Here is a 22,114-nt window from a genome sequence, read left to right as displayed (position 1 = left end):
CTATGGCATATCAGGGATTGATCCAAAAATACAGGGAATTCCTGCCTGTGACGGACAGGACGCCCGTTGTTTCACTTCTTGAAGGCGATACCCCGCTTATCTATTCTGTCGTCTTGAGCCGGGCGACGGGATGCCGGGTGTTCCTCAAATATGAAGGGTTGAACCCCACAGGTTCTTTTAAGGACCGGGGAATGACCATGGCGATTTCCAAGGCGAAAGAGGAGGGCTCGGAGGTCGTCATCTGCGCTTCGACGGGTAATACGTCAGCTTCTGCCGCGGCCTACGCCGCCCGCGCAGGAATGAAATGCGTTGTGCTTATCCCCGAGGGCGCCATTGCCATGGGCAAATTGGCCCAGGCGCTCATCCATGGCGCGAAAGTCCTGGCGATCAAGGGAAATTTTGACGATGCCCTGAGGCTTGTGCGCGAGATCGCATCCAAATATCCCATAACGCTCGTGAATTCCGTCAATCCCTACCGTATCGAAGGTCAGAAGACCGGATCTTTTGAGATCTGCGATGACCTGGGGGAGGCGCCTGCGTATCACGCCATCCCTGTCGGGAACGCCGGGAATATTACGGCTTACTGGAAGGGGTATAAGGAATATCATGCCAAAGGCAAGACCGCTACCTTGCCGAAGATGCTGGGTTTTCAGGCCTCGGGCGCGGCCCCTATTGTTAAAGGCAAGCCCGTCAAGCATCCCAAGACGATCGCAACAGCCATCAAGATCGGCGATCCCGCCAGCTGGAAACAGGCGGTCGCAGCGCGGGACGAGTCCGGCGGACTCATCGATACCGTGACGGACCGTGAGATTCTTTCGGCTTACAAGCTTTTGGCGGGCAAGGAAGGTGTTTTTGTGGAGCCGGCATCTGCGGCGTCTGTCGCCGGTATCTTGAAGCTGTCCCGGTCCGGGTATTTTCGCCAGGAGGGCGTTACAGGGCGCGAGGCGGCTGTTGTGTGTATCTTGACGGGCCACGGTCTTAAAGATCCTGACCGGGCCATTGCTTCCATCAAAAAACCGAAAGTCCTGAAGGCAGATCTGAAAGCGATCCTGAAAGAAATGGGGTTTTCGCGATGAAGGGGCATGCTTTGGCCGGAAAAAAGATCCTTATCACGGCCGGGCCGACGTGGGTGCCTATCGATGATGTGCGCGTGATCAGCAATACCTCGTCGGGAGAAATGGGGACGCTTTTGGCTAAAGAGGCGCAGGCCTGCGGCATGGATGTTGATGTGATCCTGGGGCCTGTCACTTACCGCGATCCGCTGAAGGGCGTGCGCGTGGAACGTTTCAAATATTTCGATGAGCTTTTGAGGCATGTTTCGGCGACGCTGGCGCGCAGACAATATGACATCATCCTGCATGCGGCGGCGGTGAGTGATTATCTGCTTAAACCGGTGCCGGGGAAGATATCGTCGGCGAACCCCCAATTGATTTTACGCCTGACCTCTGCCCCGAAGCTGATCGATGTGATGAGGCGCCTGAACCCGAAGGCTTTTCTTGTCATGTTCAAGCTGGAAGGAAAGGTGACGGACGCTGTCTTGCTCAAGAGGTCTCTGGAGGCGATGAAAAAGGCGTCGGCAGATCTTGTCATCGCCAACAGGTTTGAGGGCGGCCATTACAGGGGGTTTATCCTCGGCTCAAAGAACATCCTGGCTAAGTCCGCGTCCAAGCAGGCGCTGGCGGCGTCGTTGTTCAAGATTTTAAAAGAGAAGATGGCATGACTCTGCGCGGCCTAAAGCTCCGCCCTTTAGGGCGCAAGAGTGTTGTGCCGCTTAGAGTAACCAGAAACAAGCCCCGGCCTTGCCCCTGGCCTTGCCCGAAGGGCAGGCCAAGGGCAAGGCCAGGGAATATGGGTTGACTGCACCGGAACCTTGACGTCCGGCACAGGATCTGTCTTTGCAGGATCGCTGATGAAATATATCGTGCTTGTCCCGGACGGGATGGCTGATTATCCCGTCGAAAAATTAGGCGGCAAGACTCCGCTGGAAGTGGCGGAGACGCCGAACATGGATTATGTCGTCAAGAACGGGCTCCTTGCCCAGGTGACGACCATTCCTGACCGCATGGCCCCTGCCTCGGATGTCGCCAATCTTTCCATCATCGGCTATGATCCTAGGGAGTTCTATTCCGGGCGCGCTCCGCTGGAAGCCGCCCATCTCGGCGTCGATTTAACGGCGCAGGATGTCGCCTTCCGCTGCAATCTCGTGACGATTGCCGACGAAAAGATGGCCGATTACAGTGCGGGGCATATCTCTACTCACGAGGCCTCCGTCCTTATCCAGGAGTTGAACAGGGGGTTGGGTTCCGATGCCGTCAGGTTTTATCCGGGCGTCAGCTACAGACATTTGGCCGTGCTTCGGGGATATCCCGTGGAAGAATTGAGCCGGTGCCTATGCGCACCTCCTCATGATATCCTGGGCGAGCCCATCCGCAGGCACATACCGAAAGGCAAGGGCGCGCAAGTCCTTCTCGAGCTGATGGAGAAGTCCAAAGACGTCCTTTCGCGTCATGAGATCAACAGGGTGAGGCTTGACTTGCACGAGAACCCGGCCAACATGATCTGGTTATGGGGGCAGGGGCAAAAGAGCCAGATGCCTCTGTTCCGCCAGAAGTACGGCGTGACCGGCGCGGTGATCTCAGCCGTTGATCTTATCAAGGGGATCGGTAAGCTGATCGGCCTTGAGGTGATCAACGTGGAGGGGGCGACGGGCTACTACGATACGAATTATACGGGGAAAGCTGAAGCAGGTCTAAAAGCCCTGGAGCGCCTGGATTTTGTTTTTATCCACGTGGAGGCCACCGACGAGGCGGGCCACAACGGCGATCTGCGTAACAAGATCGCCTGTATCGAGCGGTTCGATAAATTGGTCGTGGGGACGATTCTGGATCATTTCAAATCCTCCGGGAATGGTTGGCGTCTGATGGTTTTGCCGGATCATGCGACACCCGTCGAGCTGCGCAAGCACGTCGCAGATCGGGTGTGCATGACGATGATGGGTCAGGGGATCGCCAAAAACGGTTTTGAGAGGTTCACGGAGGAAGAGGCCCGCAAGAGCGAGGTTCATTTCGAGGGCCATCAACTGATGGAAGTATTCTTAAAATGAGTTCTTTGGTTGTTTTGCTCGGATGTCTGGCGGTTTTTGCGCTGGGGTATTTTGTATACGGCGGCCGCATTGCAGGGCTTTTTCCTATCGACCCCCGAAGGGAGACGCCCGCCGTCAAAAAGTTCGACGGCGTGGATTATGTTCCTGCCAAAAACTGGCTTGTTCTGTTCGGCCACCATTTTTCTTCCATTGCCGGCGCCGGTCCGATCATCGGCCCTGTGATCGGGTGTATCTGGTGGGGCTGGTTTCCGTCGGTCGTTTGGATCGTCCTGGGAACGGTCCTTGTGGGCGGAGTGCATGATTTTGCGGCGCTCATGATCTCCGTGCGCGAAGAAGGGGCTTCCGTGGCTGAAGTTTCGGCAACGGTCGTCTCGCGCAAAGCGCGCCTGATATTCTCTGTCTTTGTATGGTTGACTCTGATCCTTGTGATCGCCGTGTTTGCGGATCTGTGCGCCAAGACATTCATTGCAGAGAAGAAGATCGTCTTGTCGTCCCTTGGTCTTATCCCGGTCGCTATTTTGACGGGTTATCTCATGTATGTCCGCAAGGCGAATTTGACGTTTTCGACGGTGTTGGGCCTGTTGTTTTTGGCTGGCTTATTATTTCTCGGGAAATATGTTCCCATTGATGTCGGCGGCCAAGCCTATGTTGTTTGGCTGATAGTTTTGTTGGTTTATTGTTTTGCGGCGTCCGTCACGCCGGTCAATATCCTTCTGCAGCCGCGCGATTATTTGTGCAGTTTTCTTTTGCTTTTCGGCGCGGGGATGGGGCTTCTGGGACTGGTGGTCTCGCGGCCGGTCATCACGCAGCCGGCTTTTATTTCCTGGCAGACGTCCCAGGGGGCGTTGTGGCCGATGATGTGCGTGACGATCGCCTGCGGCGCAATTTCCGGCTTCCATGCGATTATCGCCAGCGGCACGACATCAAAACAGCTGGCCAGCGAACGCCATGGCAGGAAAATCGGCTATGGCGCCATGGTGGCCGAGGGGCTGGTGGCCTTGATCGCTGTTTTGGCCGTTGTCAGCGGCATCCCTGGAAAGACCCAGCAAGATCTTTGTTTATTGTTCAAAGACCAGGGACCCATCTGTCTGTTTGGGACCGGGTATACCGGTTTGACGCGCGTTTTCTTCGGGGACTACGGCCTCTATATCGCCGTGATGATCTTGAATGCGTTCATATTGACGACGCTGGACACGGCGACACGCGTTTGCCGGTATATTACCCAGGAATTGACGGGATTGTCGAACAGGTTTGTTTCGACGTTGATCGTTGTCGCCGTTGCCGGCATTTTGGCGTTTTCCGGGGCCTGGAGCCGGATATGGCCTATTTTCGGAGCGTCCAATCAGCTTGTGGCGGCGCTGGCGTTATTTGTCGCCAGCCTTTGGTTTTTGATGAAGAAGAAGCCGACAGGTTATACGCTTGTGCCGGCTATTTTTATGTTTCTGACGACGGTGGCGGCCCTGGGGATCCAATATTTGTCGTATCTTAGAAGCGGGCAGTATCTTTTGGCAGGATTGAGTGTTGTCCTTTTGATATTGGCGTTGGTTATGGTTGGAGAAGTCTATCGGGCGTTCTTCAGGAACAAAAGGGGTCAGAAGCGATGAAAGTTCTTGTTCAAAAATTCGGAGGGAGCTCTGTTGCTAATGTCGACCGCATCAAAAATGTGGCGCGCCGCGTCGTTTCCTACAGGGCAAAGGGCTGGAAGCTGGTCGTGGTCGTTTCCGCGCTCGGCGATACGACAGACGAATTGATCGAGCTGGCCGGCCAGATCACAAGCGAGCCGCCTGCCAGGGAGATGGATATGCTTTTGTCGACCGGCGAACAGATCAGTTGTTCGCTTTTGGCCATGGCGATCGAAGAGCTGGGTTACGATGCGATTTCTTTTACGGGCGGGCAAGTCGGCATCGTGACGGACAAGACACACACCAAGGCCAAGATCGTCGATATCAGTGCAGGACGCATCCGCAGGGCCCTCCAGGAAGGCAAGATCGTCATCGTGGCCGGCTTCCAGGGGGTGACTCAGGACCAGGATATCACGACGCTGGGCCGCGGAGGGTCAGACTTGACGGCCGTAGCCCTGGCCAAGGCCATAGGTGCCAAGACGTGCGAGATCTACACGGACGTGGAAGGGGTCTATACGACAGATCCCAGGATCGTGCCTGAAGCGCGCAAGCTCAAACAGATCACCTATGACGAGATGCTGGAGATGGCATCGCTGGGGGCGCAGGTCATGCAGGCGCGTTCCATTGAGGTGGCTAAAAAATTCGATATCCCCATTCATGTGAGATCCAGTTTCAACGCGGCGGAGGGGACGCTCATTTTAAAGGAGGCGGATAAAATGGAAGATTTTGTTATCAGCGGCGTCACGTTGAATAAGAACGAAGCCAAGGTGACCGTGTGCGATGTCCCGGATAAGCCGGGGATTGCAGCCAAGCTCTTTCGCGAATTGTCCCGCGAAGGGATCAACGTCGATACGATCGTCCAGAACGTCTCCCGCACGGGCTTTACGGATGTTTCTTTTACCGTCTCGCTCGCTGATCTGGCAAAGACCAAAAAGGTGATGGAGAAATTCGCTTCGAAGATTCATGCGGGCAAGGTGTTGGAAGATAAGGATATCGCCAGGGTGTCGATCGTGGGTGTCGGCATGAAGACGCACTCGGGGGTCGCCGCCGGCATGTTTGAGGCGTTGGCGCAGAAGAAGATCAATATCGGCATGATCACAACGTCGGAGATCAGTATTTCCTGTATCATCAGAAAGAAGGATGCGGAAAAAGCCGTCAGGTCCATTCATGCGAAATTCGGTCTGGGCAAGCAGGCATGACCAGAGAGGCCGTTATGAAAAAGATAGAGCTTTACGACACGACATTACGCGACGGTTCCCAGACAGAGGGGATCTCGTATTCCGTTGCGGACAAGATCAAGATTGCGCGCAAGCTTGATGAGCTTGGCGTCGCCTATATTGAAGGGGGATTTCCCGGCTCAAACCCGAAGGACAGGATGTTTTTTGAGGAGTTCAAGAAACACCCGCTCAAAAACGCGGCCTTGACCGCCTTCGGCGCTACGCGCAAGGCGGGCGTGGCAGCCAAGGACGACCCTGTCTTTGCGGCCATCCTTCATTCAGGGGTGCGGGTTGCGACTATCTTCGGAAAATCCTGGGACTTGCACGTGCGCGACGTCCTGCGCGTGAGCCTGGAGGAGAACCTCGAGATCATCAGGGATTCCGTCAAATATCTCGTCGCAGAGGGGCTGGAGCTCATTTATGACGCCGAGCATTTCTTCGATGCGTATAAACATAACCGCGACTACGCGATGGCGACGCTTCTGGCGGCCCAGGACTGCGGCGCGCGGTTGCTTTGTCTCTGCGATACCAACGGCGGCACGCTGACGTCGCAGCTCGTTGCCGTCATTGCCGATGTCCAGAAGAATGTGAAGCTTCCTTTGGGCATCCATGTCCACAACGATCTTGGTCTTGCGGTGGCCAATTCCATTGCGGCCGTCGAGGCCGGGTGCGTCCAGGTGCAGGGGACGATCAACGGTTATGGTGAACGCTGCGGTAATGCGGATTTGATTCCTATCGTCGGAATCCTGAAGTTGAAAATGGGCCTCGATTGTGTCACAGACGAGCAGCTCAAGGAGCTGACGGAGGTGTCGCATTTCGTCAGCGAGATCAGCAATATGAAGCAGGCCGACAACCAGCCTTTTGTCGGCAAGTCTGCTTTTGCCCATAAGGCCGGCGTCCATATCAACGCGGTTTACAAAAATCCAAAAAGCTACGAGCATATCGAGCCTGAGCGCGTGGGGAACGTCCGCAGGATCCTTGTCTCGGAATTGGCCGGTAAGACGCCCATCCTGACCAAGGCCGAAGAGCTCAAGCTGCAATTGAAAAAAGATTCGCCCGACACCAAGAGAGTCGTCAAATTGCTCCAGGACCTGGAACATGAGGGCTACCAGTTCGAGGCGGCAGACGCGAGCTTTGAGATCCTGGTCAAGCGGGCCCTGAAACAATATAAAAAGTTTTTCGAGCTTGAGGGTTTTCGCGTGATCGTCGAGAAACGCCAAAAAGGGACGATTACCTCTGAGGCCACGATCAAGCTGAAAGTGGGGGGCGTTCAGGAACATACGTCGTCCGATGGGGACGGTCCTGTGAACGCCCTGGACAATGCCCTGCGCAAGGCGTTGAAGGGTTTTTATCCGGTTGTTTCCAAGATGCACCTTTCCGATTTCAAGGTCAGGGTGCTGGATGCCAAGGACGGGACAGCCGCGAAGGTGCGCGTCCTCATCCAGTCGCAGGATGAACGCGACTCCTGGACGACGGTGGGCGTTTCGGAGAATATCATTGAAGCCAGCTGGCTGGCGTTGGTCGACAGCATCGAGTATAAGTTGTTAAAGGATGGAGCCGTGTTGCCTCATGAATGATCTGCCCCGCGAGTTAAGCGCCCAATATAACCCTAAAGAGGTCGAAGAGAAATGGGCCGGCCTCTGGGCCCGCATGCCGTTGTTTCACGCTTCGGTCAACCCGGACAAGGAGCATTTCACGATCGTGATCCCGCCGCCGAATGTGACGGGTATCCTTCATATGGGCCATGCCTTGAACAATACCCTTCAGGACATCTTGATTCGCATGCGGCGCATGCAAGGCTGTGAGGCACTCTGGATGCCGGGCACCGACCACGCGGGGATAGCGACGCAGAACGTCGTGGAGAGGCAGATCGCCAAAGAGGGGTTGACCCGCGGCCAGATGGGCCGCGAGAAGTTTTTAGAGAAGGTATGGGAGTGGAAAGAAAATTACGGTTCGACGATCATCAATCAGCTCAAAAGGCTGGGGGCTACCTGCGACTGGCAGCGTGAACGCTTCACGATGGATGAGGGGTATTCGCGCGCCATCACGGAGGTTTTTGTCTCCCTTTACGAAAAGGACCTGATCTATCAGGGCGACTATATCATTAACTGGTGTCCGCGTTGCCAGACAGCTTTGTCCGACGAGGAAGCTCCTCATCACGACCTGGACGGGAAACTGTATTACATCAAATATCCGTTGAAGGAGCCGCAGGCCGCCGGACGCAAGTCAAAAAGAAACAGCAAGAAGACGGCGGCGCCCGAAGATGGGATTATCGTAGCGACCACGCGTCCTGAGACCATGCTGGGAGATACGGCGGTCGCCGTCAACCCCAAGGACAAGAGATATAAGCACCTGATCGGCGCCACGCTTGTCTTGCCCCTCGTCGGAAGGGAGATCGGGATCATTGCCGACGACCTGGTGGACAAATCTTTTGGTACAGGCGCAGTCAAGGTAACGCCGGCCCATGACCCCAATGATTATCAGATGGGCAAAACGCATGAGCTGGAATTCATCAATATCATGCAGCCCGATGCGGTCCTTAACGCCCATGCGGGGGACTATGCGGGCATGGACCGTTTTGAGGCCAGGGAAGCCATTATCGAGGATTTGACGGAGCGCAAGCTCCTTGTCAAGATCGAACCCCATCGCCACGCTGTCGGCCATTGCTACCGTTGCCATACGATCGTAGAACCCTATTTGTCCAAGCAGTGGTTTGTGCGCACCAAGCCGCTGGCCAAGCCGGCCATCGACGCCGTCAAGAAGGGCAAGATCGCATTCACCCCCCAGCGTTGGACCAAGGTATATCTCAACTGGATGGAGAATATCAAGGATTGGTGCATCTCGCGCCAGATATGGTGGGGGCACCGGCTTCCCGTTTATTATTGTCAGCGGTGTATGGCAGAAACAGGAAGCAAATCCCAAGTTCCAATTTCCAATTTCAAAAAAAATTCAAAAAATACACAAAAAGGTATTATTGTTGCGCGGGTCAGGCCTGAAAAGTGTCCGGATTGCGGTGGAACGGACTTAAAACAGGACGAAGATGTGTTGGATACCTGGTTTTCGTCGTGGTTGTGGCCGTTTGCGACCTTCGGGTGGCCGTTTTCAGACCAGGTGTCTGAAGACGCAAAGCGGAGAACAGAAGAGCAGAAAAAAGAGCTGGAGTATTTCTATCCGACATCGGTCCTTGTGACGGCGCCGGAGATCATCTTTTTTTGGGTGGCGCGGATGATCATGGCGGGTTTCGCCTTCATGGGGTCGATCCCTTTTAAGGATGTTTTTATCCATGGGACGGTCCGTGACGCGCAGGGCCGCAAGATGTCCAAATCCCTGGGCAACAGCATCGATCCATTGGAAGTGATCGAGACGTATGGAGCGGACGCCCTGCGTTTCAGCCTTATTTCCGCATGCGCCTCGGATATTTTCCTCTCCAAGGAGAAATTCGAGCAGGGCCGCAACTTTGCCAACAAGATATGGAATGCCTCCAGGTTTATCCGTATGAATGCGGCCGTCGGCGTCGACGGCAGCCGGATTGACCCGGCCGCCTGCCGCATCCAGGACCTCTGGATCCTTGCCGAACTCAACGATACCATCCGCCGTGTGACAAAGGCCGTCGATGCTTTTCGTTTTCACGAGGCCGTCAATTTGCTCTACACCTTTTTCTGGCATTCATTCTGCGATTGGTATGTAGAGATGGCCAAGCAGACGATCTGCGAAAAAAATACTCAGGAAATTCTGGTTCATGTCCTCAAGGTCTCGCTTTTACTGTTGCATCCGTTTATGCCGTTCATTACCGATGAGATTTCATCTGTGCTTGGAGGTTCTTCGTTTGAGACTATTGCCGTTGCTCCGTGGCCGCAGCCTGAAAAGAAGTTCGAGAATAAGGAGGCGCGCGAATTGATGCGCATTATTTTCGACGCGGTGCTTCTTTTGCGCGAACGGCGCCATGAGTTGAAGCTGAACCCTGCGGTGAAGGTGCGCGTGCGCATGTGGGCAGCCCCAAAAAAGAGAGCCGCGCTTCTGGCGGCTGCGCCTGTCATTTGTCAGCTGGCGCAGGCGAGCGAACTGGAGTGGTTGGATGACGATACGGCGCCGCAGAATTCTTTGAGCCTGCTTGTGGCCCGCGACGCCCATCTGTATCTTCTGCTTGAAGGCCTGGTGGATATCGCGCAGGAGAGAGAACGTTTGGCCGGCGAGATCGCGCAGGGGCACAAGCAGATCAAAGCCAAAGAGGCGCTTCTGAAGAACAAGGGGTTTGTCAAGAAGGCGCCGGAGCAAGTTGTCGCCGCTGAGCGTAAAAGACTTGAGGAGCTCAAGGCAAAGACGGCCGACTTGGAGGAGATTCGACGTGCGCTTCAATGACCCTTCGGTGGCGCTTATGATCAAGGCCGCTCTCCTGGAAGATGCGGCCTACCAGGATATCACGACGTTGGATTTTATCCCTTTTTCGGCCCGCGTTACGGCCAGGATCATCGCCAGGGAGAAGGGGGTTGTTTGCGGTGCGGCGCTTGCAGCAGAGGTCTTCAGGGTTTTTGACCCATCATTGTCCGTGCGCCTGCTGAAGACAGACGGATATGTGGTTCGGGCGGGCGAGACGTTGATGACGGTCACCGGCAAGGCGCGTTCCGTCCTTTCTTGCGAGCGGTTGGCCCTGAATTTCCTCGGTTATCTTTCGGGGATTGCTACGCAGACGCGCCAGGCCTGCGATGCCGTCCGGCGCGCCGGGGTCCGTATCCTTGATACGCGCAAGACCACGCCCCTCATGCGTTCCCTGGAAAAATATGCCGTCTGTGCCGGCGGAGGCATGAATCACCGCCTGAATCTGGCTGATCAATACCTCGTTAAAGATAACCATATCCTGATCTTGAAGAGCATCGGCGGCTTCGACATTTTTGCACGGCGCAGAAAGAAGGTTCTTTTCGAGATTGAAGTCGAGAACTTGTCCGAGCTGAAAAAAGCCATGGTGTATCGTCCGGATATCGTCATGCTGGATAATTTTTCCCCCTTGCAGGTACGCCGGGCTGTCGCATTGCTGAAAAAGATATTCCCCGATAAGGAGCATCGGCCCCTTGTGGAGCTTTCGGGAGGTATCGGGCCGCAGAATATCCGAGGATACGCGATCAAGGGCGTCGATTTTATCTCTCTGGGCGCGCTGACGCATTCGGCGCGCGCGCTGGACGTGTCGCTTGAGATCGTAAAGGTTCGTTTCAAACGGCGTCTTCTATCACGGGAGGGGTAGCCATGGAACATTCCTATCCGGATCAGGAAAGAAGAAAATTCAGGAGGGTGAAACAAGGGTATGTCCTGATGTACAAAATGGCCTCCGGCGTCAAGACAAGGGCCTTGCCGGTTGAGGCGGCATACAACGGGATGATGCTGGATTTGTCCGAAGGCGGCATGGCCTTCTTGACCCACCAGAAGATCCCCCTTTCCACCTGTATCACCAACAAATTCATTCTGGTCAATGAGCTGATGACGCAGCAGGATAACCGTTTCAGGCCTATCGAGGCCGAGGGGAAGGTGTGTTATCATCTTTGCGGCCAGAGGGGGATGTACAGGGTGGGGTTGCAGTTCACCCGCCTGTCCGATGATGATCGCGGGTTTATCAAGAATATGCGTAGCTGCGGAGAGCGAAAAACGGAGGCGTAACAGCCGCCGGGACGGCGCACGGGATGCGGGGAGGATGAAATACATTTAACGTTCAGCATGAGGTGGCGGTATCCGGGAGGGGCAGAGGATTTGGATAAAAAGAAGATCTTGCTTGTCGATGATGATACGGATATCGTCCAGTTTTTAAAAAGATTGCTGGAGCGAAGCGGGTCTTATGAGGTCCAGGGGGTTACCGATCCAAGGGATGTAATGACCGATGTGCATGCGTTCAGGCCGGATGTCATTGTCCTGGATTTGTTGATGCCGCACATGGGCGGACTGGAGATCTGCCAGGAATTGAACGATGATCCCATCGGACAGGAGACGCCGATCATCATCACATCGGCCTTGTGGAAGGATACGGACAAATTCAAGGCTTTCAAGCTGGGAATTACTTCTTACTTGGTGAAGCCGATCGACACGGGTGTGCTGATGGTTGCTATCGAGAATGCCTTGCGGCTGAAGGAGCAGCCGGGCGGAGATCCTGTTTAACCCTTCGCACCTGTCTGTCGGCATGCAGGGAAATCCCCGGCTTTTAGGTAGGCTGAGGATATCTGCCACTACAGATCGGCGGGTCCGCCTAAGTTTAAGTCCTTGGGGATTCCGCGCCCTTCAAAGCAGGCTTTATCCGCCTCTGGCGGGAAAACCACGGGTGTGAACCCGTGGATGCCCGCCGGCTTTTAGCCGGCGAGGCCTCGCCAAAAGGCGGAAATGCAGGATAGGTGCGCTACGGCCCGCCACCCTGCGGCGGGCGAGGTCCCGCCGAAGGCCGGATGAGATGTCGTTCGATCGCTGGAAGGCGGACAGGCACCACGGCTCGCCTCTCGGTGAAGATGAGGGCTGTAAAGCCGTGGGGCTCCATAGTTTGACGGGGACTCCTGCTCAAGCGGCCTGCCTCAACTGTTTCGTCAACCTCGAATCTATGCCTGATTTTAAACTCAAAAGTCCTTTTCGTCCTTCGGGCGATCAGGCCCAGGCGATCGATAAACTCGTAGGCGGCCTGCGGGATTCCTCGAGAAAATTCCTGACCCTCCTGGGCGTGACAGGGTCGGGCAAGACGTTCACGATGGCCAATTGCATCGAGCGGATCAACAAGCCGACGCTCGTCATTTCACACAACAAGACGCTGGCTGCCCAGCTTTATTTTGAGTTCAAGGAGTTCTTTCCGGAAAATGCGGTTGAGTATTTCGTCAGCTATTACGATTATTATCAGCCGGAAGCCTATATCCCTGCGACGGACACCTATATTGAGAAGGATTCGTCGATCAATGACAGGCTGGACCGCCTGCGGTTATCTTCGACGACATCGCTTTTTTCCCGCCAGGATGTCCTGGTGGTCGCCTCTGTTTCCTGCATTTACAATCTGGGGAGTCCCAGAGAGTACGGCGACTATATGCTTTTTCTTGAGGTCGGCCAGGCTGCAAGCCGCCAGGATATCCTCAAGCGTCTGGTGGCCATCCAGTACGAGCGTAACGATTATGAATTTTCCCGGGGGAAGGTCAGGGTAAAAGGCGATGTTGTGGATGTCTATCCCGCTTATACGGAGAAGGCCGTCCGTCTGGAAATGGAGGATGAGGCGATTGCCGGGATCTATGAATTCGATCCCGTTTCCGGCAAGAAGATCGCGGATTTAAAGAAGATCGGCATCTATCCGGCCAAACATTATATTGTGGCGGGCGATGCGATTGAAAAGGCCTCGGTTTCCATCATGAAAGAGCTGGAAGACAGGCTCAGGGAATTGAGGGGGCAGAATAAACTTCTGGAGGCGCAGCGGCTGGAGCAGAGGACAAAATATGACCTGGAGATGCTTAAAGTGGTCGGCTACTGCCATGGCATCGAGAATTATTCGCGCCACCTGTCTTTCCGTCAGCCCGGTTCGCGTCCTTATTGCCTTCTTGATTATTTTCCGAAGGATTTTTTGGTCTGCATCGACGAGAGCCATGTGACGATCCCCCAGGTCCGCGGCATGTATGAGGGCGACCGCGCCCGCAAAGAAGTCCTGGTGGATTTCGGCTTTCGTCTGCCTTCGTGCCTGGATAACCGGCCCCTGACATTCGATGAATTTGAATCGCTCGTGCCGCAGACGGTTTTTGTTTCCGCGACGCCCGGGCCGTATGAATTGAAGAGATCCGGCGGCATTTCTGCCGAACAGGTCATTCGTCCGACGGGCATTCCGGATCCTGAAATCCTCGTTAAGCCGACTAACGGGCAGGTGGAGGATTTGGAGAGGCTGGTGAGGGAACGCGCCCAAAAGGATGAGCGCGTGCTTGTGACAACGCTGACCAAGCGTATGGCCGAGGATTTGAGCCAGTATCTGGAAGAAAAAGGCCTGAAGGTCGCTTACCTTCATTCGGAGATCGATACGATCGAGCGCGTCGAGATCCTGCGGCGGCTCCGTAAAAAAGATTACGATTGTCTTGTCGGGGTAAATCTTCTAAGGGAGGGCTTGGATTTGCCGGAGGTGTCTCTGGTGGTTATCTTAGACGCCGACAAAGAAGGTTTTTTGCGGTCGGACGTTTCGCTGATCCAGCTTGCCGGTAGGGCTGCGCGCCATGTCCACGGAGAGGTCGTCATGTATGCCGATACGGTCACGCCTGCGATGGAGAATGCCATCAAAGAAAGCCGCAGGCGTCGCGGTATTCAGCTGGCATTCAACGAGCGCCACGGCATCACCATCGCCTCGATCAAAAAAGAGATCCGTGAAAGCCTGAAAGAGGAAGAAGAGGCCAAAACATACCTCGCCAGGCTGTCCGGCCAGAAAAAAGAGCAATTCGAATTCGATTCCCTGCTTGCGTTATTGCAGCGTGATATGGAATTGGCGGCGCGGAACCTCAAATTCGAAGAGGCGGCGGCCTTGCGCGACGAGATCAAGCGCCTCAGGGAGGATAAGGGGAAAATTACTTTTGGTGAAGACGGCGCAGAACAATACAGAAGAGATAAGGTTATCGCCGCGAGAAAGACATCGCGCCAGCGTAAATGAATCAACCCATATTCCCCGGCTTTGCCCTCGGCCTGCCCCTGGCCTTGCCCGAAGGGCAGGCCGAGGGCAAGGCCAGGGGCAGGCCTGGGCTTGTTTCGGGTACCTCTAAGCGGCCACAACACTCTTCGTCCTAAAGGGCGGAGCTTTAGGCCGCGCAGAGTCAACGGGTTAACGGGTAAGCGGGTTAAAAAATCTCCGACAACGCGTTAACTCGCTAACGCGCCAACGGATTTAAAAATGGATTCCGGACTTTCGAGACTATTCCATCAACGTTCCAGCAAGCATTCCTTGGGGACGCGTTATATCGGCAAGAAACTCCTGGCTTACGATCTGGTGACCTCGACCAATGATTTGGCCCATTTTCTTGCCGAAAGCGGAGAGCCTCAGGGCACCGTTCTTTTTGCGAACGGCCAGACCCAGGGCCGCGGTCGTCTTGGGAACGCCTGGAATTCTCCTGTCGGCAAGGGGATCTACTGTTCTTTTATCCTGAGGCCTGAGTTGGAAGTCGCGCGCATGCCGCTCGTTACCCTGACGGTGGCCATGGCCATTGCCAAGGCCCTCAAAGGCATCCATGTCGACAAGGTGTCCATCAAATGGCCCAATGATGTGTATGTGGGGCATGGAAAGGTCGCCGGCATCCTGACAGAAATGCATCTGGAGGGCGACAGGGTCGGGTATGCTGTCGTCGGTCTCGGAGTGAACGTGAATCTGTCTCGCGGCGAGCTTCCGCCGGGAGCGACATCGGTCGCCCTTGCATTAAAAAGGGAGGTTGACTTGGTTGATCTCTCCCATATAATTATAAAGAACCTTGATCGGCTCTATGCGGATCTTCTGGAGGGCCGGAGCAGAGAGTTGCTTGGGATGATCAAGGAGTCTTCCGGCCTGATCTTGGGCGAGAGGGTCCGCGTCGTCACCGCCAATCACGTCGTGGAAGGGTATGCCTTGGATTTCGACGAGAACGGCAGCCTTGTGATACGCTTGGACAATGGTTGTTGCCAGGTTGTCCATACGGGCCATCTGGAAAAGCCGGGGGTTTCATGATCGCGACAGTTGACATCGGCAACACGAACGTGACGGTCGGATTTTTCGCTGACTCGCGCCTGGTGGGCGTTTTTAAAGTTTTGACGTCTGGCTGGGGCGAACCCGTAAAGGTCGAGGCCTTGATCAAAGACAAAGCGCGGCCGTTCTTGAAGAAGGAAGCATGCAGGGAAGTCTATGCCTGCAGCGTTGTCCCCCAGGCCAACAAGCATCTACGGTCCATCTGCCGCAGTATCTTTAAGACGGACTGCAAGATCGCCGGAGAAGATTTCTGCGTGCCTTTGATGAATAAATACAGGATCCCGTCACAGGTGGGTCAGGACAGGCTGGTGAATGCTTACGCCGCGTTGAAATTGTACGGAAAAGGATTGGTTGTCGTTGATTTCGGGACCGCCATCACGTTTGACGTTGTGTCGCGCGGCGCTGAATATCTGGGCGGTCTTATTGCTCCCGGTTTAAGGCTTATGCAGGAATCCCTGAACAATAAGACAGCGCTTCTGCCGTTCGTTGAGCTGGCGCGCCCCATAGAGCTCATTGGACGCGACACTGCCTCCAGCATACGCGCCGGCATCGTTTTCGGCGCCGCCTCATTGTGTGACGGGATCATCGAGCGTCTCCTGAAAAAAGAATGCCGGGGATATAAGATCATTGTCACAGGCGGCGACGCCCTTCTCATCAAGCCTCACAGCCGTTATCTGAAGGTCGTTGAAGAAGACCTGATTCTGAAAGGCCTGGCCATGATCGCAGCCAGTCAGAAAATCAGCAAAAAGCTGTAAAAAAAAACTTGACAAGACGGGAAAATTTCATTAAAATTCACAATCGCAAATCTTAGAAAAGCCGGTGCGCAATATCGCGCTGGGTTTCGGTTTGCGTTTTTTTGATGTCTGTTATTAGCACTCATCATTGCAGAGTGCTAATCCCTTTGCCTGAGTTCCATCGGTTCGTCCGCAGGGAGAACCGATGGGTTGGTTTTGTCTTGCAGGAAAAACTATGGCGGATGGGGACGTCGCCCCTGATCGCCGCAAGCGGCGGGCGAGGGCGAATAGAAAGACGAATAGAAAGAGCCCACGGGTTATACCCATGGGGGGGACTCCAGAAATTCCAACCAACAAAACAAGGAGGGAGGCATGAACTTTCAACCATTAGGCGACAGGATTATCCTGAAGCCTCTGGAAGCCGATTCCAAATCGAAAGGCGGCATCGTTCTTCCTGATACCGTCAAAGAGAAGCCGCAGGAAGGAAAGGTCGTTGCTGTCGGCAAGGGAAAGGTTCTGGATAACGGCACTGTCCAGAAGCCGGAAGTAAAAGAGGGCGATGTCGTTCTTTATGCCAAGTATTCAGGGACGGAAGTGACGACAAAGGATGGCGAGGAATATCTTATCGTCCGCGAAGAAGATATTCTGGCTATTGTGAAGAAGTAACGCATTAGTTTTAATTGTTGTCTTGCGCAAAATAAGCATAAAAGGTTAAACTTACTCCTTGCGTTTGCATCTTGTCAATATCTGTCTGCGACCAGTCTTCGCAGAGCTCGGACGGGCATCCAGATATTTACAAGATACGCTGCGGAGTTAATCCCGCCGGAGGTGGGATTAAGGAGGATCGATATGGCAAAGCAGTTGCTATTCAGCGATGAGGCCAGGCGCGCCGTCCTGCGGGGCGTCGAGCAGCTGGCAAAGGCTGTGAAAGTGACCTTGGGCCCTAAGGGGCGCAATGTCGTCCTGGACAAGAAATTCGGCTCTCCGACCATCACCAAGGATGGCGTGACGGTGGCCAAAGAGGTCGATCTGGAAGACCCGTTTGAGAACATGGGCGCCCAGATGGTCAAGGAAGTCGCCGAGAAGACATCCGATGTGGCCGGAGACGGCACCACAACGGCGACAGTCCTGGCCGAAGCGATTTACCGCGAAGGCCTAAAGAATGTGACGGCCGGCGTCAACCCGATGGCGCTGAAACGCGGCATCGAAAAAGCCGTGGATGCCGTTGTCGAGGAGCTCAAAGAGCTGTCCACGTCGATTAAAGACAAAAAAGAAGTCGCGCAGGTAGCGACGATCGCTGCCAACGGCGACAACAAGATCGGTTCCGACATTGCCGAAGCTATGGAGAAAGTCGGCAAAGACGGTGTCATCACGGTCGAGGAAGCCAAGTCGACGGCGACGACCCTGGATGTTGTGGAAGGGATGCAGTTTGATCAGGGGTATCTCTCTCCTTATTTTGTGACGGACGCTGAGAGGATGGAGGCGGTGATAGAAGAGCCTTATATCCTGATCTACGAAAAGAAGATATCGTCCATCAAGGATCTTCTGCCCTTGTTGGAAAAGATCGCCCGTTCCGGCAGGTCCCTGTTGATCATTGCTGAAGACGTGGAAGGCGAGGCCTTGACGACTTTGGTCGTCAACAGGCTTAAAGGCGTTCTTTCCTGCTGCGCGGTCAAGGCCCCGGGATACGGCGACAGGCGCCGGGCCATGATCGAGGATATCGCGATTTTGACCGGTGGAGAGGCCATCACGGAGGACCGCGGCATCAAGCTCGAAAGCGTGGATCTGGATATGCTTGGACGCGCCAAGAGGGTGAAGGTCGATAAGGACGATACGACGATCATCGAAGGCGCAGGAAAGACCCAGGCGATCAACGGCCGCATCGCGCAGATCAAGAAACAGATCGAGCAGAGCGATTCGGATTACGATAAAGAGAAGCTCCAGGAGCGTCTGGCCAAGCTGGCCGGGGGCGTCGCCGTCATCAATGTCGGCGCCGCAACAGAGACGGAAATGAAGGAGAAAAAGGCCAGGGTCGAAGATGCTCTGCATGCGACCCGTGCGGCTGTCCAGGAAGGGATTGTTCCCGGCGGCGGCGTGGCCTTGATCCGTTGTATCTCTTCCTTGGACAAGGTGAAGGTGGGCGAGGAGGACGAGAAGGTCGGCGTCAACATCATCCGCCGCGTCCTCGAAGAGCCCTTGAGGCAGCTGGCTGCCAATGCCGCTGTCGACGGCTCTGTGATCGTCCAGCGCGTCAAGACGGAGAAGAAGAACATCGGATATGACGTTTCCGATGATAAGTTTGTGGATATGCTGGAAGCGGGCATCATCGATCCGACAAAAGTGACGCGTTCGGCGCTTCAAAACGCCTCCAGTATCGCGTCGCTCTTGTTGACGACAGAGGCGTTGGTGACCGATATCCCGGAAAAAGAAAAACCGGGTATGCCGGCCATGCCTCCCGGAGGCGGGATGGGCGGGATGTATTGATCCCGTAGCGTCGTCAGATGATAGGGTCAGGAGGGGCCCGCGCAGACTTGCGCGGGCCCCTGTTTTTTTATTCCTTTTTTTGTGGAAACTACCTTAGAAAGGATCAGCTTGACAAAGCCTCGATTCTTGTGTAGACTATCCCATATTTTTTCAATCCCACGGCCATGAAAGACGGTTGTCTTTGGGGAGACCGCCGGGGATGGCCGATAGGATCATTCGGGGAATTGTTCTAAGGAAAAAAGGAGCCCCGGACTTAAAGTCCGGGGGGATTCCACTGACTTTGCCAAAGCTATACATGTAACGGAGGATTTATGGGGGAGTGGATCGGAATAAATCGAAGAGCCAGAAAATGTTACGGATTTGATGAGGTAGCGTTGGTGCCCGGCATGACGACCATCAATCCTGCGGAAGTGGATCCTTCCTGGGAATTGGCAGGCAAGAGGTATAAGTGTCCTATTTTGGCTGCAGCCATGGATGGGGTGGTCGATGTAAAGTTTGCAGTTGAAATGGGCCGGCTGGGTGGAATCGCCGTTCTTAATCTGGACGGTATCCAGACCCGTTACGAGAATCCCGATGAAGTTCTTGAGGCGATCGCCAAGGCCTCGCCTCAGGAAGCCACGCGTCTTGTCCAGGAAGTATATGTCAAGCCGATCAAAGAGAAGCTGATTGCCGCGCGCGTCGAGGAGATCAAAAAAAAGAAAGCGCCGGCCGTCGTCAGCTGTATTCCTCAGAATGCCGAAAAATTTGCGGCCATCGCCGAAGACGCAGGCGCCGATATCTTTGTCGTGCAATCAACGGTCACGACGACCCGCCATATCGCCAGAGAATACAAGGCGCTGGACCTCAAAAAATTCTGCACCAAGCGCAACATCCCCGTCATCCTCGGAAATTCCGTTACTTATGAAGTGACGTTGGAACTCATGGATACGGGCGCGGCAGCTTTGTTGATTGGTGTCGGTCCGGGCGCTGCATGCACGACTCGCGGAGTTCTTGGCATCGGCGTGCCGCAGGTGACGGCGACGATCGACGCGGCCGGGGCCAGGGATTATTATTTCAAGAGGACGGGTAAGTACGTCCCCATCATTACGGACGGCGGCATGCGTATCGGCGGCGAGATCTGCAAGGCTTTTGCGGCCGGCGCGGATGCGGTCATGGTAGGTTCTGCTTTTGCCAGGGCGGTGGAAGCGCCCGGCCGCGGCTATCACTGGGGCATGGCGACGTCTCATGCCAACCTGCCCCGGGGGACCCGCGTTTACGTAGGGACCACGGGGTCTCTCGAGGAGATCCTTTTCGGGCCCGCCAAGGTCGATGACGGCTCGCAAAACCTGATGGGCGCATTGACCACATCCATGGGGTGTCTGGGCGCAGCGACGATCAAAGACATGCAGTTTACGGAGATTATTATTGCGCCTTCGATCCAGACAGAAGGTAAAATCTTCCAGGTGGTTCAACGAGTGGGGATGGGCAAGTGAAATCTAAAAAAACGTTAAAAAGAAAAAAGGCGAAAGCCGTCACGAGACATCCGAAACCGGCAGGAAGACCCTCTCCAAGGGCCGCGAAAAAACCCGAAGTCAAGACGGGTTCATTTTTGACATCCGGCCTTCAACAGAAAAATTCCATCCTGATCCTTGATTTCGGCTCCCAGTACACGCAATTGATTGCGCGCAGGGTACGCGAAAACAAGGTCTACAGCACCATCGTTTCCCATAAGATCACGGCCGAGGAGATCAAGAAGCAGGCCCCGAAGGGGTTGATCTTTTCAGGCGGTCCGGCCAGCGTTTATGACGAAAAGAGCCCGAAGTGCGACAAGGGGATTTTTAAATTGGGCATTCCCATTCTCGGGATTTGTTACGGGCAGCAGCTGATCGCACAATATTTCGGCGGCAAGGTGCGGCGGACAAGGGAGCGCGAGTTCGGCCGCCAGGAACTTTTCATAGACGACCATGCGGATTTCTTCAGCGGGTTGCCGGGCAATATCACGTGCTGGATGAGCCACGGAGACTACGTTTCATCTTTGCCCAAAGGATTTGTTTCCATTGCGCATACCCTGAGCACTCCGAATGCGGCATTTGCCAGCCGTGACCGCAAGGTTTTCGGCGTGCAATTCCATCCCGAGGTTGTTCATACGGCCCGCGGTTCCGAGATCATTTCCAATTTTCTTTACAGGATCTGTCGCTGCCGTCCGAGCTGGGAGATGGGCGCCTTCATCAAGGATACGGTGAGCCATATCCGCCAGTTGGTCGGCAAAGACAGCGTCGTCTGCGGCTTGAGCGGCGGCGTGGATTCTTCGGTTGCCGCCGTTCTCATCCACAGGGCGATCGGCAGGCAGTTGCGCTGCATTTTCGTCGATAACGGCCTTGTGCGCAACAGGGAACCGGAAGAGATCAAGACCATTTTCCGCGCCAATCTCCATATGAATTTGGATTTCGTCAATGCCCAGAACCGATTCTTGAAGCGTCTCAAGGGCGTGACAGATCCGGAGGTCAAACGCAAGACTATCGGAGACGAATTCATCAAGGTTTTTGAAGAAGAAGCCAAGAAGATCAGGCGCGTCAAGTATCTGGCTCAGGGGACATTGTATCCCGATGTGATCGAGTCTGTCTCTGCAACGGGATCGCCTTCAGCCAAGATCAAGACGCACCATAATGTCGGCGGTCTTCCCGAAAAAATGAACCTGAAGTTGATTGAGCCCTTGAGGGAGCTTTTCAAGGACGAGGTCCGCGAGCTGGCCAAACAATTGGGCCTGCCGCAGGAGATCATCCATAGACAGCCGTTCCCAGGGCCGGGTCTCGCCATCCGCATTGTCGGGGAAGTGACCCCGGAACGCCTGCAGGTGTTGCGTGACGCCGATGACATCTTTGTCGGCGAGATCCGCAAGGCGGGCCTGTATAATGAGGTCTGGCAGTCGTTCTGTGTTTTATTGTGCATCAAGTCCGTCGGAGTCATGGGGGACGAGAGGACCTATGAGAACGTGATCGCCCTGCGCTGCGTTTCTTCCAGCGACGGCATGACCGCGGACTGGGTGAAGCTGGAACCGGCGCTTTTGGGCAAGGTTTCCAGCAGGATCATTAACGAAGTCAAGGGGGTCAACAGGGTCGTCTATGACATCAGCTCCAAGCCCCCTTCGACTATCGAGTGGGAGTAAAGCGATTACGCAGATTTTGAAAGATAGATTACACAGATTTAAAAGGGTAGTATAATATTTCTATCTGTGGAATCTTTATTATGATCTGCAACATCAAGGCCGCCTGGGGCGGCCAGGTGAAGTT

Annotated in this window: 17 protein-coding genes; all 17 read left to right on the top strand. The window is 54.8% G+C overall.

Translation table 11 applies throughout. The features are described from left to right. The first annotated feature begins 2 nt into the window (after positions 1–2). On the top strand, positions 3–1,076 hold the full coding sequence (gene thrC / locus BU251_RS04725; RefSeq protein ID WP_128699744.1) for a threonine synthase: 1,074 nt from the start codon (positions 3–5) through the stop codon (positions 1,074–1,076). After that, a complete protein-coding gene (locus BU251_RS04720) occupies positions 1,073–1,720 on the top strand; it encodes a phosphopantothenoylcysteine decarboxylase domain-containing protein (RefSeq protein ID WP_128699743.1) in 648 nt (215 codons plus the stop codon). Before thrC ends, BU251_RS04720 begins: the two co-directional genes overlap by 4 nt. 189 nt (positions 1,721–1,909) lie before the next feature. Further along, positions 1,910–3,103 carry a cofactor-independent phosphoglycerate mutase gene (locus BU251_RS04715; protein ID WP_128699742.1) on the top strand — a complete coding sequence of 398 codons (1,194 nt, stop codon included), beginning with the start codon at positions 1,910–1,912 and terminating at the stop codon, positions 3,101–3,103. Next, positions 3,100–4,707 carry a carbon starvation CstA family protein gene (locus BU251_RS04710; RefSeq protein ID WP_128699741.1) on the top strand — a complete coding sequence of 536 codons (1,608 nt, stop codon included), beginning with the start codon at positions 3,100–3,102 and terminating at the stop codon, positions 4,705–4,707. The genes BU251_RS04715 and BU251_RS04710 overlap by 4 nt, the downstream gene beginning before the upstream one ends. Then, positions 4,704–5,924, top strand: a complete 1,221-nt coding sequence (locus BU251_RS04705) for an aspartate kinase (protein WP_128699740.1) — start codon at positions 4,704–4,706, stop codon at positions 5,922–5,924. The genes BU251_RS04710 and BU251_RS04705 overlap by 4 nt, the downstream gene beginning before the upstream one ends. 14 nt (positions 5,925–5,938) lie before the next feature. Then, positions 5,939–7,519 carry a citramalate synthase gene (gene cimA / locus BU251_RS04700; RefSeq protein ID WP_128699739.1) on the top strand — a complete coding sequence of 527 codons (1,581 nt, stop codon included), beginning with the start codon at positions 5,939–5,941 and terminating at the stop codon, positions 7,517–7,519. Next, positions 7,512–10,301 (top strand): valine--tRNA ligase, encoded by a 2,790-nt coding sequence (locus tag BU251_RS04695; protein ID WP_128699738.1) that lies wholly within the window; start codon positions 7,512–7,514, stop codon positions 10,299–10,301. The genes cimA and BU251_RS04695 overlap by 8 nt, the downstream gene beginning before the upstream one ends. Beyond that, complete coding sequence (gene nadC / locus BU251_RS04690) at positions 10,288–11,178, top strand: carboxylating nicotinate-nucleotide diphosphorylase (RefSeq protein ID WP_128699737.1); 891 nt, start codon at positions 10,288–10,290, stop codon at positions 11,176–11,178. Before BU251_RS04695 ends, nadC begins: the two co-directional genes overlap by 14 nt. 2 nt (positions 11,179–11,180) lie before the next feature. Beyond that, positions 11,181–11,588, top strand: a complete 408-nt coding sequence (locus BU251_RS04685; protein WP_128699736.1) for a PilZ domain-containing protein — start codon at positions 11,181–11,183, stop codon at positions 11,586–11,588. Between the two features lie 90 nt (positions 11,589–11,678). Further along, positions 11,679–12,080 carry a response regulator gene (locus BU251_RS04680; RefSeq protein WP_164908870.1) on the top strand — a complete coding sequence of 134 codons (402 nt, stop codon included), beginning with the start codon at positions 11,679–11,681 and terminating at the stop codon, positions 12,078–12,080. Positions 12,081–12,510: 430 nt separating this feature from the next. Continuing rightward, complete coding sequence (gene uvrB, locus BU251_RS04675) at positions 12,511–14,568, top strand: excinuclease ABC subunit UvrB (RefSeq protein ID WP_128700961.1); 2,058 nt, start codon at positions 12,511–12,513, stop codon at positions 14,566–14,568. A gap of 237 nt (positions 14,569–14,805) precedes the next feature. Next, the gene (locus BU251_RS04670; RefSeq protein ID WP_128699734.1) at positions 14,806–15,609 is read left to right on the top strand and encodes a biotin--[acetyl-CoA-carboxylase] ligase; all 804 of its coding nucleotides are present in this window, start codon (positions 14,806–14,808) and stop codon (positions 15,607–15,609) included. Next, complete coding sequence (locus BU251_RS04665) at positions 15,606–16,382, top strand: type III pantothenate kinase (protein WP_128699733.1); 777 nt, start codon at positions 15,606–15,608, stop codon at positions 16,380–16,382. The genes BU251_RS04670 and BU251_RS04665 overlap by 4 nt, the downstream gene beginning before the upstream one ends. Before the next feature lie 351 nt (positions 16,383–16,733). After that, positions 16,734–17,027: a co-chaperone GroES gene (gene groES, locus BU251_RS04660; protein WP_128699732.1), complete on the top strand. Its 294-nt coding sequence runs from the start codon at positions 16,734–16,736 to the stop codon at positions 17,025–17,027. 183 nt (positions 17,028–17,210) lie between these two features. Further along, positions 17,211–18,845, top strand: a complete 1,635-nt coding sequence (gene groL, locus BU251_RS04655; RefSeq protein ID WP_128699731.1) for a chaperonin GroEL — start codon at positions 17,211–17,213, stop codon at positions 18,843–18,845. Positions 18,846–19,156: 311 nt separating this feature from the next. After that, entirely contained in the window at positions 19,157–20,317 is a 1,161-nt protein-coding gene (locus BU251_RS04650) for a GuaB3 family IMP dehydrogenase-related protein (RefSeq protein WP_128699730.1), read from the top strand. Between the two features lie 116 nt (positions 20,318–20,433). Further along, positions 20,434–21,990, top strand: coding sequence for a glutamine-hydrolyzing GMP synthase (gene guaA, locus BU251_RS04645; protein ID WP_128700960.1), 1,557 nt, complete (start codon positions 20,434–20,436; stop codon positions 21,988–21,990). Positions 21,991–22,114: the final 124 nt, after the last annotated feature.

This window comes from Candidatus Velamenicoccus archaeovorus, from assembly GCF_004102945.1.
Taxonomy (GTDB): domain Bacteria; phylum Omnitrophota; class Gorgyraeia; order Velamenicoccales; family Velamenicoccaceae; genus Velamenicoccus; species Velamenicoccus archaeovorus.
The sequence above is the reverse complement of the archived record's forward strand: the minus strand, read 5'-3'. Positions and strand labels throughout refer to the sequence as shown.